The organism is Pseudomonas sp. GL_091 (genome assembly GCF_057837725.1).
The window spans coordinates 2362242-2376597 of record NZ_CM174451.1 but is presented as its reverse complement, the minus strand read 5'-3'; the positions used below and the strand labels follow the sequence as shown (position 1 = coordinate 2376597).

At 62.6% G+C, this 14356-nt stretch carries 13 protein-coding genes; 5 read left to right on the top strand and 8 right to left on the bottom strand.

The window, feature by feature from the left end; translation table 11 throughout:
• Positions 1-29: 29 nt before the first annotated feature.
• The 3 genes from AC3ITY_RS10870 to AC3ITY_RS10860 are packed head-to-tail and all read right to left on the bottom strand — an operon-like array spanning position 30 to position 2187.
• The gene (locus AC3ITY_RS10870; RefSeq protein WP_489310836.1) at positions 30-659 is read right to left on the bottom strand and encodes a nuclear transport factor 2 family protein; all 630 of its coding nucleotides are present in this window, start codon (positions 657-659) and stop codon (positions 30-32) included.
• 5 nt (positions 660-664) lie between these two features.
• Positions 665-1438: an SDR family NAD(P)-dependent oxidoreductase gene (locus AC3ITY_RS10865; protein WP_489308992.1), complete on the bottom strand. Its 774-nt coding sequence runs from the start codon at positions 1436-1438 to the stop codon at positions 665-667.
• A 14-nt stretch (positions 1439-1452) separates the two neighbouring features.
• A complete protein-coding gene (locus AC3ITY_RS10860; protein ID WP_489308990.1) occupies positions 1453-2187 on the bottom strand; it encodes an SDR family NAD(P)-dependent oxidoreductase in 735 nt (244 codons plus the stop codon).
• A gap of 274 nt (positions 2188-2461) precedes the next feature.
• Between AC3ITY_RS10860 and AC3ITY_RS10855 the strand changes: the two genes are divergently transcribed.
• The gene (locus AC3ITY_RS10855) at positions 2462-3298 is read left to right on the top strand and encodes an alpha/beta fold hydrolase (protein ID WP_489308988.1); all 837 of its coding nucleotides are present in this window, start codon (positions 2462-2464) and stop codon (positions 3296-3298) included.
• A gap of 50 nt (positions 3299-3348) precedes the next feature.
• Here AC3ITY_RS10855 and AC3ITY_RS10850 read toward each other — a convergent pair whose 3' ends face one another.
• The 5 genes from AC3ITY_RS10850 to AC3ITY_RS10830 form a co-directional block, all read right to left on the bottom strand.
• Positions 3349-4581: an NADH:flavin oxidoreductase gene (locus AC3ITY_RS10850; protein WP_489308986.1), complete on the bottom strand. Its 1233-nt coding sequence runs from the start codon at positions 4579-4581 to the stop codon at positions 3349-3351.
• 73 nt (positions 4582-4654) lie between these two features.
• The gene (locus AC3ITY_RS10845) at positions 4655-6301 is read right to left on the bottom strand and encodes a DUF1302 domain-containing protein (RefSeq protein WP_489308984.1); all 1647 of its coding nucleotides are present in this window, start codon (positions 6299-6301) and stop codon (positions 4655-4657) included.
• Between the two features lie 96 nt (positions 6302-6397).
• A complete protein-coding gene (locus AC3ITY_RS10840; protein WP_489308982.1) occupies positions 6398-8011 on the bottom strand; it encodes a FadD3 family acyl-CoA ligase in 1614 nt (537 codons plus the stop codon).
• A gap of 20 nt (positions 8012-8031) precedes the next feature.
• Positions 8032-9054, bottom strand: coding sequence for a 2Fe-2S iron-sulfur cluster-binding protein (locus AC3ITY_RS10835; protein ID WP_489308980.1), 1023 nt, complete (start codon positions 9052-9054; stop codon positions 8032-8034).
• 79 nt (positions 9055-9133) lie between these two features.
• The gene (locus AC3ITY_RS10830) at positions 9134-10321 is read right to left on the bottom strand and encodes an acyl-CoA dehydrogenase family protein (RefSeq protein WP_489308978.1); all 1188 of its coding nucleotides are present in this window, start codon (positions 10319-10321) and stop codon (positions 9134-9136) included.
• Positions 10322-10637: 316 nt separating this feature from the next.
• Between AC3ITY_RS10830 and AC3ITY_RS10825 the strand changes: the two genes are divergently transcribed.
• The 4 genes from AC3ITY_RS10825 to dmpG all read left to right on the top strand — a co-directional run bounded on the left by AC3ITY_RS10825 (position 10638) and on the right by dmpG (position 14275).
• Positions 10638-11411 (top strand): glucose 1-dehydrogenase, encoded by a 774-nt coding sequence (locus tag AC3ITY_RS10825; protein ID WP_489308976.1) that lies wholly within the window; start codon positions 10638-10640, stop codon positions 11409-11411.
• Between the two features lie 75 nt (positions 11412-11486).
• Positions 11487-12278, top strand: a complete 792-nt coding sequence (locus AC3ITY_RS10820) for a fumarylacetoacetate hydrolase family protein (RefSeq protein WP_489308974.1) — start codon at positions 11487-11489, stop codon at positions 12276-12278.
• A 31-nt stretch (positions 12279-12309) separates the two neighbouring features.
• Positions 12310-13236 (top strand): acetaldehyde dehydrogenase (acetylating), encoded by a 927-nt coding sequence (locus AC3ITY_RS10815; RefSeq protein ID WP_489308972.1) that lies wholly within the window; start codon positions 12310-12312, stop codon positions 13234-13236.
• Positions 13237-13246: 10 nt separating this feature from the next.
• Positions 13247-14275, top strand: coding sequence for a 4-hydroxy-2-oxovalerate aldolase (dmpG, locus tag AC3ITY_RS10810; protein ID WP_095059605.1), 1029 nt, complete (start codon positions 13247-13249; stop codon positions 14273-14275).
• Positions 14276-14356 lie beyond the last annotated feature (81 nt).

The following is a 14356-nucleotide window of genomic DNA, read 5'->3' as shown; positions in this document are numbered from 1 at the left end:
GGCACTCCTTCAGAGGCCGCCCTGATTGTTCAGCGCACGCGAATCTTCGGGTCATCCGCCCCACGGCGCAGGGTTTTGAGAAAGCCTTCCAACGGCGCTGGTTCGGCAATCTGCGGCAAGGCGTCCTTGTCCGGACGTTGTGCCCAGAACGCATCCCACGACGGAAACAACTCATGGAAGGAACCGCCGTACGGCTCGCGCCCCGGCCAGCGCATTTTCAGGCCGCCAATCGGTGGCTTATTCAGGTCGGTGGCGTACCAGTAGCACGGCAAGCGGCGACGGAAGCACCAGCGTCCGTTGATCCGCTCGTAGTCGTCCCAATACAGCATCTGCATGATGACCCACTCAGGGCCCGTCTCATGCTCGTTCTTGGAATAGACCACGCCCGTGGCGTGATCCGGGTCGCTGAACTCGATGATGTGCTGCCCCAGGTGATGGGAAGTGCCGTGAAACTGCTTGCGCATGGTTTCGTCCAACCATTCCTTGAGGTGTGCACGCCCCGTCTTGTCCCGCCCCACACGCACGTCCGGGGCGAAACAGTTGGCCATGGCATCCATGTCGCGCATGTCCAAGGCCAACGCGTACTTGCCGGCCAGTTGACGGATCGCGTCCAGCGATTCAAGGCGGTCGATGCGCTCGAGCAGCGCGGCGGATTCCAGGCCCATCAGTCGAACACCGTATACAGGTCGGAACCACGTCCGCCGTCCACCGCCAGGCTGGCACCGGTCACGTAGGAAGCTTCGTCGCTGGCCAGGAAAAGAATGGCGTTGGCCAGTTCCACCGGCAGGCCGACCCGTTTCATCGGGATGACTTTCTCGGTGTTGGTGCGGGCCTTGGCGTCGCCGAGCATGCCGGCGGTGGCCGGGGTATCGACCACGCCGGGGATAATCACGTTGCAACGAATGTTGTTGGGCGCGCCTTCACTGGCCGCCGCCCGGCTGAAGTTGATCACCGCGGCCTTGGCCGCCGAGTAACCGGCCATCCACGCGGTGCCGAACAGGCCGCAGATCGAGGCAATGTTGACGATCGAACCGCCGCCCTGCTCTTTCATCAGGCGCATCGCGGTGCGGGTGCCAAAGAAGGTGCCATCGACGGTAGTGGCGAAGTTGGCGTGCCAGTCGGCGGTGGACATGGTGTCGATGCCGCCCCAAGTGTAGGCCATCGCATTGTTGACCAGAATGTCCAGGCGACCGTGGCGTTGCGCGGTGGCTTCCAATGCACTGACGTAGGCCTGCTCGTCACTGACGTCGGCCACGGCAATTTCAGCGTTCCCGCCGGACCCAATGATTTTTTCCTGCACACCTTGCAACGGCTCCACGCGTCGCCCGCAGAGCACGACGGTGGCGCCCTCCTCGGCGAACCGCAGCGCGGTGGCTTCACCGATGCCCGAACCGGCGCCGGTCACAAAGGCGATTTTTCCCTGTAAACGCTTGCTCATCAGTGACTCTCCGATCAGATAAAGGCCATGCCGCCGTTAACCGCGATGTTCTGGCCGGTCATGAAACTGGCGTCTTCGCTGGCGAGGAATACCGCGACACGGGCAATCTCGTCGGTTTCGCACATACGTCCCAACGGTACATTTTTCAGCAGCGTCTGCATGTAGTCATCAGGGATGCCGGCCATCATCGGCGTATTGGTCGGCCCCGGCACGAGGGTGTTGACGCGTATACCGCTGGCCGCCAGTTCACGGGCGATCGAGCGGGTCAGGCCCATCACCCCGGCTTTCGAGGCGCAGTAGTGGCTAGGACCGTCACCGGTCAGCGCGGCGGTGCTGGAGAGGTTGATGATCGCGCCTTTGCGGCCACCCTTGACCATCAGTTTGGCGCCTTCGCGGCAGCACAGGAAGGTGCCGCCCAGGTTCACACTGATCACCCGTGCCCAACTTTCGTCCGGGGTTTCGAGGAAGCTGTCCAGCGCGCCCACGCCAGCGTTGTTGACCAGGACGTCGAGGCCGCCGAAGTGCTGCTCGGCCTGGCCCATGGCATCGGCCACGGAGGCGCCGTCACCGACGTTGCAGGCCAGGGCCAGTACCTTGTCGCCCAGGTCTGCCAGGCTCTCGGCCAGGGCAGTCTGATTCAGGTCGACGGCCACCACCTTGGCGCCTTCGGCGACAAAACCACGCACGATGGCCTGGCCCATGCCCTGCGCGGCACCGGTCACAAAGGCCACTTTATTGAGTAACTTCATAGCAATCTCCGAATATGCAAATACCCTGCGGCCCGCTGCTTTTGCAATGGAGCCGTCCCCTGAATGATTAGCGGCAAGTGCCTTGGCACGCATCGTCCAATGGGACTATCGCCGCGTGGTCTGAACGGACGATGCCGGCAATGCCGTACGGGCCCAGCATTCTTATGGTGCGCACCACGCCAGGCGCAGTGCTCCTCTTCAACTCGCTGCATTCAACTCGCTGTAGCGCCTGGCGCGGCTGTGCTTCATGAATCCGCAGACAATGGAGAACCCCATGAACCAACCCGTAGACCTGCCCCTGCCCGTCGGCCATTACGCAACGCTGCCCAACAACGGCTTGCGCCTGCACTATCTGGATGAGGGCGCGGGCCCCGTGGTGCTGTGGCTGCACGGCAGCGGGCCGGGCGCCAGTGGCTTCAGCAACTTCAAGGGCAACTACCCGCAGTTCGTCGCCGCCGGCTATCGCAACATCGTGCTCGACCTGCCGGGTTTTGGCCGTTCGGACAAACCCGAGGATGCCCAGTACAACCTGGATTTCTTCGTCGACTGCGTGGCGGCGTTTCTGGAAGCCATCGCCGTGAAGCGCTGCACCCTGCTGGGTAACTCGCTGGGTGGCGCGATTGCCCTGGGTCTGGCCCTGCGCCTGCCGCAACTGCCCCAGAGCCTGATCCTGCTCGCACCGGGCGGTGTCGAGGAGCGGGAGACCTACTTCAAAATGGAAGGCATCGTGCGCATGGTCAGCCTGTTCAGCGCCGGTCCCATCGGCATGGACGAGATGCGCAGCATGATGCGTCTGCAACTGTTCGATGATTCGATCCTGCCGGAAAGCCTGCTGCAAGAACGCGTGGCAGTGGCGGTGACCCAGCCCAAGAACCTGTTCAGCACGATGATGGTGCCGAACATGGAAACACGCCTGGGCGAGATCCAGTGCCCGATCCTCGGCTTCTGGGGCACCAACGATCACTTCAACCCGATCAGCGGCGCCCAGCGCATCATCGACGGCGCGCCGAACGCCCGGTTCATCGTGCTCAACCGTTGCGGGCATTGGGTCCAGGTGGAACACCGCGAGCTGTTCAATCGCAGCTGCATCGACTTCCTGCAGAACGGTTGAGCGCCAAACACTACGCCCCTCAGGGGACGTGGTGTTTTTTTGAGCGCCGGTTAGCGCCCCGCCGCCGGCTGGCTGTTCAACTCGGCATCGCCGGGCTGGCCCAGTACGCAGGAGGTGCCGCCGGGGGTGTACATCATCGCCACACAGCGGTTGCAGGCGGTGCAGATCGAGTCGCGGCTGGCGCCACTGGCGAGCTTGTTGACGTAGTCATTCTCGGCCAGCAACACCCGGCCCATGGCGACCAGGTCGAAGCCCTCGGCCATCAGCTTTTCGACGCTCGCCAGGCTCTTGGCGCCGCCCAGATAAGCCAATGGCATTTTCACCGCTGCACGCACCTTGCGCGCATGTTCCAGCAAATACAGCTCACGGAATTCCACGGTCGGTTCTTTGCGACGCTGGATGTCCATCGCAAAGGCAATCAACTTGTTCTTCTGCTGCACCCGGTTTTCCTTGGGGAACGAGGAACCGAACATGGTGGTGATCGACTCGGCGTTCATCCCGGCGCTGAGCACCAGCAGGTGCGCTCCCTCTTCTTCCAGCATGCGGGCAATCTTCGCCCCGTCTTCAGCGCTGTTACCGGCGCGCACACCTTCAGTGACGCTGTATTTGCAGATCACCGCCATGTCCTGGCCGACCGCATCCAGCACCGCACGCAGCACCCGGCGCGGAAAACGCAGGCGGTTTTCCAGGCTCCCGCCGTACTGGTCGCGGCGTTTGTTGTACATCGGCGAAATGAACTGGCTGAGCAGGTAGCCGTGGCCCATGTGGATTTCCACTGCATCGAATCCCGCCTGGCGTGCCAGGCGCGCTCCTTGCGCGAAGTCACGCACCACTTGCTGCATGTCGGCTTCGTTCATCGCCTGTTTGAGGAACATGCCACTCATCATGCCGATCTTGTTGAAGCCGCCGCTGGCTGACAGCGGACGTTTGGTCGAGCGCTCGCGGATAAAGGTAAAGCAGCCGCCATGGGTGATCTGCGCGCTGGCCAGTCCACCGGCCTGGTGCACCCCGTCGGTCAGGGCCTTGAAGTGTGGCAGGCTGGATTGGGTGAGGGTCAACTGGTTGGGCAACGTGCGGCCATCGCTGCTCACCGCGCAATAGGCCACGGTGGTCAGAGCGATGCCGCCAGCGACCAGGGCCGAGTGCAGCTTGACCAATTGTTTGGAAGGCACGCCCTGGACACTCATGCCCTCGTTGGTGGCTGACTTGATAAACCGGTTTTTCAGGGTCAGTGGACCAATCGCAATAGGGCTGAACGGTGATGGGGTCGGACGAGGGTTCATGACAGGCCTCTCTTTGTTGTTATCAGGCTACAAATGAAAGCTGCGTCGCCATATCGCGACGCAGCCGTGATCATCAGAAGGTGTACTTGGCGTTGAGCGACAGGTAATCGCGGTCAGCCAGCAGTCGGCCCTGGGCGACATCCGGCGAGCTCAGGTAGGCGACATAGGTCATGCCGATCTGGAAGTTGCCCAGGTACTTGAAGTCGCCACCCACGGTCAGGCGCTTTTCGTCACGGCCCAGGCCCTGATAGGCGCTGCCGTCGACGTTCTGTGTCCATACCACTTTGGTGCTCAAGTCCAGGCCATCAGCAATGGACGGATAGTCCATGTAGGCGCCAACGCCCAGCAGGGTCGAGCCGCGAGTCTGGGAGTTCGACTCGAACGTATCGAACGTGCCGTCCACGCCAGCTCCACCGCCAGTGATCGTCAGGCTGTCCACCGAGGCGATGCGTTGATGCACCACTTCGCCCACAAAGGTGGTCTGCTGGGCCAGGAAGCTCGGTCCGAGAATGTACGAGGCGTTGAGGTTGCCTTGCCAGATTTGCCCAGTGGTCGGCGCGCCGTTGTTCAGGTAAACGGAGGCACCGTCGCGGTAGCTCAGATCGCCTGCGTACTGCACCGAGTCGCCGACCTTCGAGCTGAAGCTGATCCCGGTCAGCTTGACGTCTTCGAAGTAGCCCATGCGATAAGTCATCGCATTGCCGTTATGGCCGATGCCCTTGAGCGACGAGTACTGGGTGTTGCCGGTGAAGTCGAAGAACAACGAGCCAATGCGCTCGTTATAGCGATAATGAAACAGTCCCACCTCGGTGTTCTCGGTGATCCGGTAACGCACACCCAGGCCCCATTGGCCGCTGTCGCTGGCGCCCTTCTGACCGGCATAAGCAACCGCCGCGCCATTGGGCAGACTGCTAACCACACCGCTGCCCAAACGAAAGAACTCGGCGCCGGGACCGAAGGTGTCGCTGCCGAAATAGTCACCCACGGGATTGAGTTCGGTCTTTTCCCACTCGTATTGGTAGTAGCTCACCAGCGCCAGTTTTTCATTCAGCGACCACGACCCGGACACCTGCCCCACCGGCAGGTACGAGTCCTTGGCCTCAGTGCCCGGCACGTTGAACTTGGTGGCGTCCACCGGGGCCTGGCCCTGGCTGATGTTGGGCCAGAACAGACTCTCGCCCCAGGCCACCAGATGCCGCCCGGCCTTGAGCGACAGGTACTGGGTTTCGCCGACTTCGAAGTTGCCATACACATACGCATCGAGCAGGCGCGCAGTGCTGCCACTCAGTTGGCGGGTTTTGTCACTGAAGCCATCGTTGTGGCCTAACTTGTTCACCGTCTCTGGCGAGTCGTTGGCGTTGCGCTGGTTATAGACATCGTCATAGAAATCACTGCCGCGGAGCACCACACCGAGGTTGTCGTGCTTGAGTAGCAGCTCGCCAAACAGGCTCAGACGGTTGTTGATCAAGGATCCGCGTTTGAAGTTGCGCGTGCCGTCGTCGTTGTTCAGGTCGTTGAGGTATTGACTGGCCTGCTTGGCGGTACGCATGGAGGCGGTGTAGTTGACCGTCAGCGACGAATCCAGTGTGGTGTTTTCTCCCAGTTGGATGGTCGGTGCGGCGCTGGTCGTGGCACTGGCGACAGTGATGGCCGTTGCCAACAGGCAGCGACTCCTGATCAGGTTCCCCGAATGGCGCGCAACAATATTCCGCGTAAACATGCTCCTCTCCTTTTGTTGTTATTTTTTGCTCGTGTTGCCACAGCATGAAAAAAGCCGGTGCCGTGTACATCGTCCGTTTGGTGAGATGAGCGCGCCTCACACCTGAACGCTGTTGACCATCGCGCGCAGTTCGTTTTTCGCCACTTTGCTAGACGGATTGAGGGGCAAGGCGCTGAAGAAGCGTATCTGGCGCGGCACCTTGTAATTGGCCATCTGCTCACGGCTCCAGGCGATCAGTTGCGCCTCGTCGAGTTCTTCTCCTTCACGCAGCACCACGCAGGCACAACCGACCTCGCCCATGCGTTCGTCGGCGATGCCGATCACCGCCACCTGGGCAATTGCCGGGTGCCTGATCAGCGCCGCTTCTATTTCCGCGGGATAGCAGTTGAAACCACCGACGATGAACATGTCCTTCAGGCGGTCGGTAATGATCAGGTTGCCTGCCTCATCCAGGCGTCCGACATCACCGGTGTGCAGCCAGCCTTCGGCATCGATGGTTTCGCGGGTAGCTTCGGGGTTCTGGAAATAACCCTGCATGATGTGAAAACCACGCAGGCAGATCTCGCCGGTTTGCCCTGAGTTCAGCGCCTGGTTGTGCGGGTCGCGGATGCTCACTTCGGTACCGGCAATCGGCCGGCCGCTGGTGCCCGCGATCACCTGCGCCGAGTCCTGAGGATCGCAGATGGTCGCCAGCCCGCCGCACTCGGTCAGGCCGTAGGCAGTGGTGACCACGGCAAACCCCAACTCGTTGCGCATGCGCTCGATCAGGCTCGGCGGAATGCTGGCCGAGCCGGTTACCGCGATGCGCAGGCTCGACAGGTCAGTCTGCTTGAGCCGCGGATGGGCCAATAGCGACAGGTACAGGGTCGGCGCGCCGGGCAGGATGCTGATGCGCTCTCGGGCAATTCGCTGGAAGACGTCTTCTGCGTCGAACACCGCATGCGGCAGGATGGTCGCCCCGCCGATCAGGCAGGTCAGCCAACCGGCTTTATAGCCAAAGGCGTGGAAAAACGGATTGACGATCAGGTAGCGGTCGCCCGGCACCAGGCCGATGACCTTGACATATTCGCTGAAGGCCCGCAGGTTCTGGCCATGACCGCTCATCACGCCCTTGGGTTTGCCGGTGGTGCCGGAGGTGAACAACAAGTCGCACATGGCCTCAGGGTCGACTGCCAATGCGCGGCGCTTGGCACTCTCGGCATCGATGTTCGCGGCACCGTGCAGGAACTGTGCAAGGGTCAGGTCTGAAGACAACCCAGGCGTGTCGCCATCGAGAATCACCAGGTGTTCGAGGCTGGCCGGCCGATGAGGAGCGAGCAGCGCCGGGTAGTCGACGTCGAGAAAACGTTGCTGGACAAACAACAGCCGGCAACCACTGCGTTCCAGTACATCGGCGGCCTCAAGGCCCTTCATGCGCGTATTGATTGGCACCAGCACCGCACCAGCGCATTGAATGCCCAGCGCCGCGAGGATCCAGTCACAGCTGTTCGGCGCCCAGACACCGACCCGGTCGCCGGCCTGAATGCCCAGCGCCATCAAGCCCCGGGCAAAGCCCATGACCCGTTCTGGCAACTCGGCGTAATCAGTGCACTGTCCGTTGTCTTCGATGGCCGTGCGACCGGCAAAACGTTCGGCGCTTTGGAATACCAACCGGGCAATGGTGGTGGGCACTTCGCTTGGCGGTAGAGATATCTTCAGACTCTGGTTCATCGTAGGCTCGGTGATCTGCATCATTCGGGAAAACGGATTCGCAAGTGGGCGCTGGTTGGCACAGCCTGGCAGGCAAGGATCCAGCCTTCGGCCAGTTCACCGCTGTCCAGCGCATCGTTGTGCAGCAGTTCAATGTCACCACTTTCCAACGTGCACATGCACGAGGCGCAGCCACCCACTCGGCAGGCGCTGGGTGGATTCAGGCCGGCACGCTCCATCGCTGCCAGCACGGTTTCGCCGCTGTCGCAGGCCAGGTTGTGTTCCTCGCCATCCAGACGTACCGATAACTGCGCAGCCATCGCCGCTTCACTGCTGGCCGCCAGTGGCAACTCGCCTTCGCCGGGCAGAGAGACAAAGCGTTCGACATGGACCCGGCCGCTGGGCAGCCCCAGGTTTTTCAGCGCGCTGACTGCTGCGTCCATGAACGGTCCGGGGCCACAGATAAAGGCCTGGGCGTCTGTAAACGGACGCGCCAGCTCAGCCAATTGCTCGATGGTCGGAATGCCCTGCACCGAGTCGAGCCAGTGGACGATCTGCAGGCGTTGCGGATGCGCGCTGGCCAGCGCCTTGAGTTCGTCGCGAAAGATCACCGAGGCTTCATCGCGGTTGGCGTAGATCAACAGAATCCTGCCGTGGCCGGCCAACAGCGCCGACCGCAGAATTGAAAGCACCGGCGTCACGCCGCTGCCCCCGCCGAACAGCAGCAGGTCGTCGTCCAGACAGCGCGGCACAAACACTCCGGCAGGCGGCAGCACCTCCAGGGTTTGACCGGCCTGCAACTCGCCGCAGAGCCAGTTCGAGGCCCGGCCGTCACGCACGCGCTTGACCGTCACCCGCAGCGGTTCGCCCAGCAACGGCGTGCTCGACAACGAATAACAGCGCGGCAACCAGCCGCCTTCGAAGGGGATGCGCAAGGTCAGGAACTGGCCCGGCTGATAACGGAAACGTTCGTCAAGATGCTCCGGCACGTCGAATACCAGGGAACGCGCATCGGCGGTTTCCTCGATCACTCGCGCCACGCGCAGGGCAAGATAATTGTTCATAGGTCAGGTACTCATGACCACCTGCCCGTTTATCACGGGCAGGTGTAAACCCAGGGGTGTCGAAACGGGCGCCATCGCCTCAGACGTACGGGTCCGGGTTGGGCAGGCCCAGCATCACCGCGCCGTAGCTGCGCCCGTAGGCCATGTAGTTGTTGGCGATGTGCCCACGCGCCTGATGCAGGTCGCGGAACAGCCGCGCCACCGGGTTGGTGTTGTACAAGCCCGAGGCGGCCATGCTGCGCAGCAGGTCGTTGGCCCGTTCGGCGCAGATGTTGGTCACGTAAGCTGACTGGTAGCGATACTGCAGGCGAGTCTCGGTGTCCGGGTATTCGCCGGCACGGGCCAGGTTCATCAGGTGCTCGTAGTTGCGCTCCAGCACCAGGCGCAGGCTGTCGACGGTGATCATCGCTTCGGCAACGGCGGTTTGCGCCACCGGATCGTCAGCCGTACGGGCGCCGTGCTTGCCGATGTGCTTGGCGGCGTTGTCGCGGAACTCGTCGATCGCGCCTTGCAGGGCACCGATGGCCGAGGTCGAGACGGCGCGCGAGAACACTTGGGCGAAGGGGATCGCGTAGATCGGGTTGGTGTTGACCAGGCGCCCGGGCGTCGCTTCGAGGGTCCAGTTATTGGTCCGCTGTACGCGATGGGCCGGGACGAACACATCCTCGACCACGATGTCATGACTGCCGGTGCCGCGCAGGCCCAGCACATCCCAGTTACGCTCGATCTGGTAGTCGCGACGCGGCAGCAGGAAGGTGCCGTGCTCGGCGGCCAGTTCGCCATCGGGAGGCAGGATGCCACCCAAAAGCACCCATTGGCAGTGCTCGCTGCCGCTGGAGAAACCCCAGCGCCCGCTGATCCGGTAACCGCCCTCCACCACCGTGACCTTGGCCGCCGGCATATAAGTCGAGCAGATCAAAGTGCTGCGGTCATCCCCCCAGACTTCACGCTGTGCTTCGATCGGATACCGTGCCAGCTGCCAGGGGTGAACCCCCATCACGCCGTAGATCCAGGCCGTGGACATGCAACCCTCGGCGAGGATGGTCTGGATTTCGAAGAAGGTACGCGGGTCCACTTCATAGCCACCGAACGCACGAGGCTGCAAGGCCCGCAGCAAACCGGCGGACTGCAACTCGGCAACGCTCTCCTCCGGAACCTTCAAGTCCTTGTCGGCCTGCGCCGTGCGTGCCTTGAGTGCCGGCACCAGGCTCCGTGCACGTTCAAGCAGATCACGTTCGTCCTGGGTCTTTTCTCGCATGCTGTGCATCACTCAATTCTCCCGATCTCACTGCGCCACTGCGCGAGTTGTGATGGATCATCGGATCGAGTGAATAATCATTCATCGTCAAAGCGGACTAGGGGGGTGACGGGTAGCAAGGCGGCACCACGGACCTGTAGGAGCCAGGCTTGCCGGCGAAGAACGATGACGCGTAATACCTGAAAGGCCGCAATGACTGGTTCGCGGGCAAACCTCGCTCCTACAGGTTGTACTCCATCTTTGATAGTCCATTGAGACGATGCTGGCGGCAGCCGTGGCGGCGATATTAAATCCATCAACAGTCGACCCCACGGAGCAAGGGCCCATGAGTATTTTGCAGCGTTTCCAAATGGACGGCAGCGTCGCCATCGTCACCGGCAGCGGCCGGGGTATCGGTCGGGCGATTGCCTTGGCGTATGCCGAAGCCGGCGCGGATGTAGTGTGCTCGGCGCGTTCGCTGGACGAGGTACAGGCCGTCGCTGAAGAAGTTCGTGGCCTGGGCCGGCGCGCCCTGGCCATCGCCTGTGACGTCAACGATGCCGAGCAACGCCAGGCACTGGTGCGTCAAAGCGTTGAGCAAATGGGCCGGATCACCCATCTGGTCAACAACGTTGGCGGCGGCGGGCCCAACGATCCGCTGGCGATGACGCCTGAACAGTTCGCCCAGGTGCTGACCTTCAACGTCGCCACCAGCTACGCCTTCTGCCAGTTGTGTGTGCCGCTGATGCGCGAGGCCGGTGGTGGCAACATCATCAATATCAGCTCGGTGGCGGCGCGCTATGCCCAACGCCATTTCAGCGCCTACGGCACGGCCAAGGCTGCCCTCAGCCACCTGACTCGCTTGCTGGCCCAGGATTTTGCGCCGCAGATCCGGGTCAACGCCGTCGCCCCCGGCCCGACCCTGACCGAAGCGCTGAACGGTGTGATGCCCGCCGCCATGCGCGAGGTCATGGAAGCCAACACCCCACTCAAATGCCTGGGCACCCCGCAAGACATCGCCGCCGCCGCGCTGTATCTGGCCAGCCCTGCTTCGGCCTGGGTGACCGGCAAGATCATTGATGTCGATGGCGGTGCTGACTCGTCGGTCTGGCCCGGCTGACCGACTCCTTTGGGCCTGCCCCTGATGACGTTGGGGCGGGCCTTTTTTATCTCCCAACCCTCTGGAGCCCTCGCCATGGACGCCCATTTGATCAACGCCCTCGGTGACGAACTGTTCAACGCCCTGCGCAGTCGCCAGACGCTGGCACCCCTGACCCGCCGCTATCCGCAGATCACCCTGGAGCAGGCCTACCGGATTTCCCTGCGCTTGCTGCAACGCCGCGAAGCCCTCGGCGAGCAGGTGATCGGCAAGAAAATCGGGGTCACCAGCCGCGCAGTGCAGGAAATGCTCGATGTCCACCAACCGGACTTCGGTTTCCTCACCAATGCCATGCAGGTCGAGGATGGCAGCGATGTCAGCCTCGCCCGCTACAACCTCATCCAGCCTCGGGCCGAAGGCGAAATCGCCTTTATCCTCGGCGAAGACTTGCAAGGCCCGGGCATCAGCGCCGAGGACGTGTTGGCCGCGACCCAATGGGTCGTGCCGTGCTTCGAGATTGTCGATTCACGGATCGACGACTGGCAGATCCGCATCCAGGACACCGTGGCCGACAACGCCTCCTGCGGCGTGTTCGCCCTCGGCAGCCAGCGGATCGACCCGCGCTCGCTGGACCTGGCCGCGGTGCACATGCAAATGCTCAAAAACGGCCAGCCGGCAGGCTCCGGCCTGGGCTCGGCGGTGCAAGGTCACCCTTGCGCGGCAGTGGCCTGGCTGGCCAATACCCTGGGCGAGCTGGGCATTCCGTTTCGTCGCGGCGAAATAATTCTCTCCGGTGCTCTGGCGCCGCTGGTGCCAGTGGTCGCCGGCGACCGCATCAGCCTGTCCATGAGCGGGCTCGGCGAAGCCAGCCTGCGCTTTGTCCCTTGAACAAACCTTCCCTCCCCTGGAGCCAAAGACCATGAGCAAAAAGATCAAATGCGCGCTGATCGGGCCGGGCAACATCGGCACCGACCTGCTGTACAAACTGATGCGTAGCGAGGTGCTGGAACCGGTGTGGATGGTCGGTATCGACGCCACCTCCGAAGGCCTGGCGCGGGCTCGCGAACTGGGTCTGAAAACCACCGCCGAGGGTGTCGATGGACTGCTGCCGCATGTCCTCGAAGACCAGATCCAGATCGCCTTCGACGCGACCTCGGCCTACGTGCACGCGCAGAACTCGCGCAAGCTCAATGCCCTGGGCGTGTTGATGATCGACCTGACCCCGGCGGCCATCGGCCCGTATTGCGTGCCACCGGTCAACCTCAAGGCGCAACTGGGCCTGGGCGTGATGAACGTCAACATGGTCACCTGCGGCGGCCAGGCCACCATTCCACTGGTGGCGGCGGTGTCCAGCGTGCAGCCGGTGGAATACGCCGAAATCATCGCCACCGCCGCGTCGAAATCGGTCGGCCCCGGCACCCGGAAAAACATCGACGAGTTCACCCGCACCACCTCAAGCGCCGTGGAGAAAGTCGGCGGTGCGAAGAAAGGCAAGGCGATCATCATCATCAACCCGGCCGAGCCGCCGCTGATCATGCGCGACACCGTGCATTGCCTGACCGCCAGCGAACCCGACCAGCCGGCAATCACCGCCGCCATCGAGGCCATGATCAAGCAAGTGCAGCGCTACGTGCCCGGCTACAAGCTGGTCAACGGCCCGGTGTTCGACGGCAATCGGGTGTCGATCTTCATGGAGGTCGAAGGCCTGGGCGACTACCTGCCCAAGTACGCCGGCAACCTCGACATCATGACCGCCGCCGCGGCGCGCACTGCAGAGATGTTCGCCGAGGAAATCCTCAAGGGCGAGCTTGTGCTGAACGCTACCGTCCAAACCGCCCACGCATAAGGAGCCGACCATGGATCTTCGCGGCAAAAGCATCACCGTTCACGACATGTGCCTGCGCGACGGCATGCACCCCAAGCGTCACCAGATCAGCCTGCAACAGATGAAAGACATCGCCTGCGGCCTCGACGCGGCCGGCGTGCCGCTGATCGAAGTCACCCACGGCGACGGCCTCGGCGGTAGCTCGGTGAACTACGGCTTTCCGGCCCACACCGACGAGGAGTATCTGTCGGCAGTGATCCCGCTGATGAAAAAGGCCAAGGTCTCGGCCCTGCTGCTGCCGGGCATCGGCACCGTCGATCACCTGAAAATGGCCCATGAACTGGGGGTCAACACCATTCGCGTGGCCACCCATTGCACCGAGGCCGATGTCAGCGAACAGCACATCTCCCACGCTCGCGGCCTGGGCATGGACACCGTTGGCTTCCTGATGATGGCCCACATGAACAGCCCCGAAGGCCTGGTCAAGCAAGGCTTGCTGATGGAAAGCTACGGCGCCAACTGCATCTACCTCACCGACTCGGCGGGCTACCTGTTGCCCCATGACGTCAGCGCCCGCGTGGCGGCGATGCGCGCAGCCCTCAAGCCGGAAACCGAGATCGGCTTTCATGGCCACCACAACCTGTCGATGGGCGTGTCCAACTCCATCGCCGCGATTGCCGCCGGGGCCAACCGGATCGACGCCGCCTGCGCGGGCCTCGGTGCCGGAGCGGGCAACACGCCGATGGAGGTACTGGTGGCGGTGTGCGATCGCATGGGCATCGACACTGGCGTCAGCGTGTTTGGTATCCAGGACGTCGCCGAGGATTTAGTGGTGCCTATCATGGATTTCCCGATCCGCAGCGATCGTGACGCCCTGACCATGGGCTACGCCGGGGTCTACGGTTCGTTCCTGCTGTTCGCCAAGCGCGCCGAGAAGAAATACGGCGTGTCGGCGCGGGAAATCCTCGTTGAAATGGGCCGTCGCGGCATGGTCGGCGGTCAGGAAGACATGATCGAAGACACCGCCATGACCCTCGCCCGCCAGCGGCGGCAGGCGTAAAGACCAACGATCGTTCCCGTGATGCGGGAACGATCGATACAAACAATACCTGTAGGAGCGGGGCTGCCCGCGAACCAGACG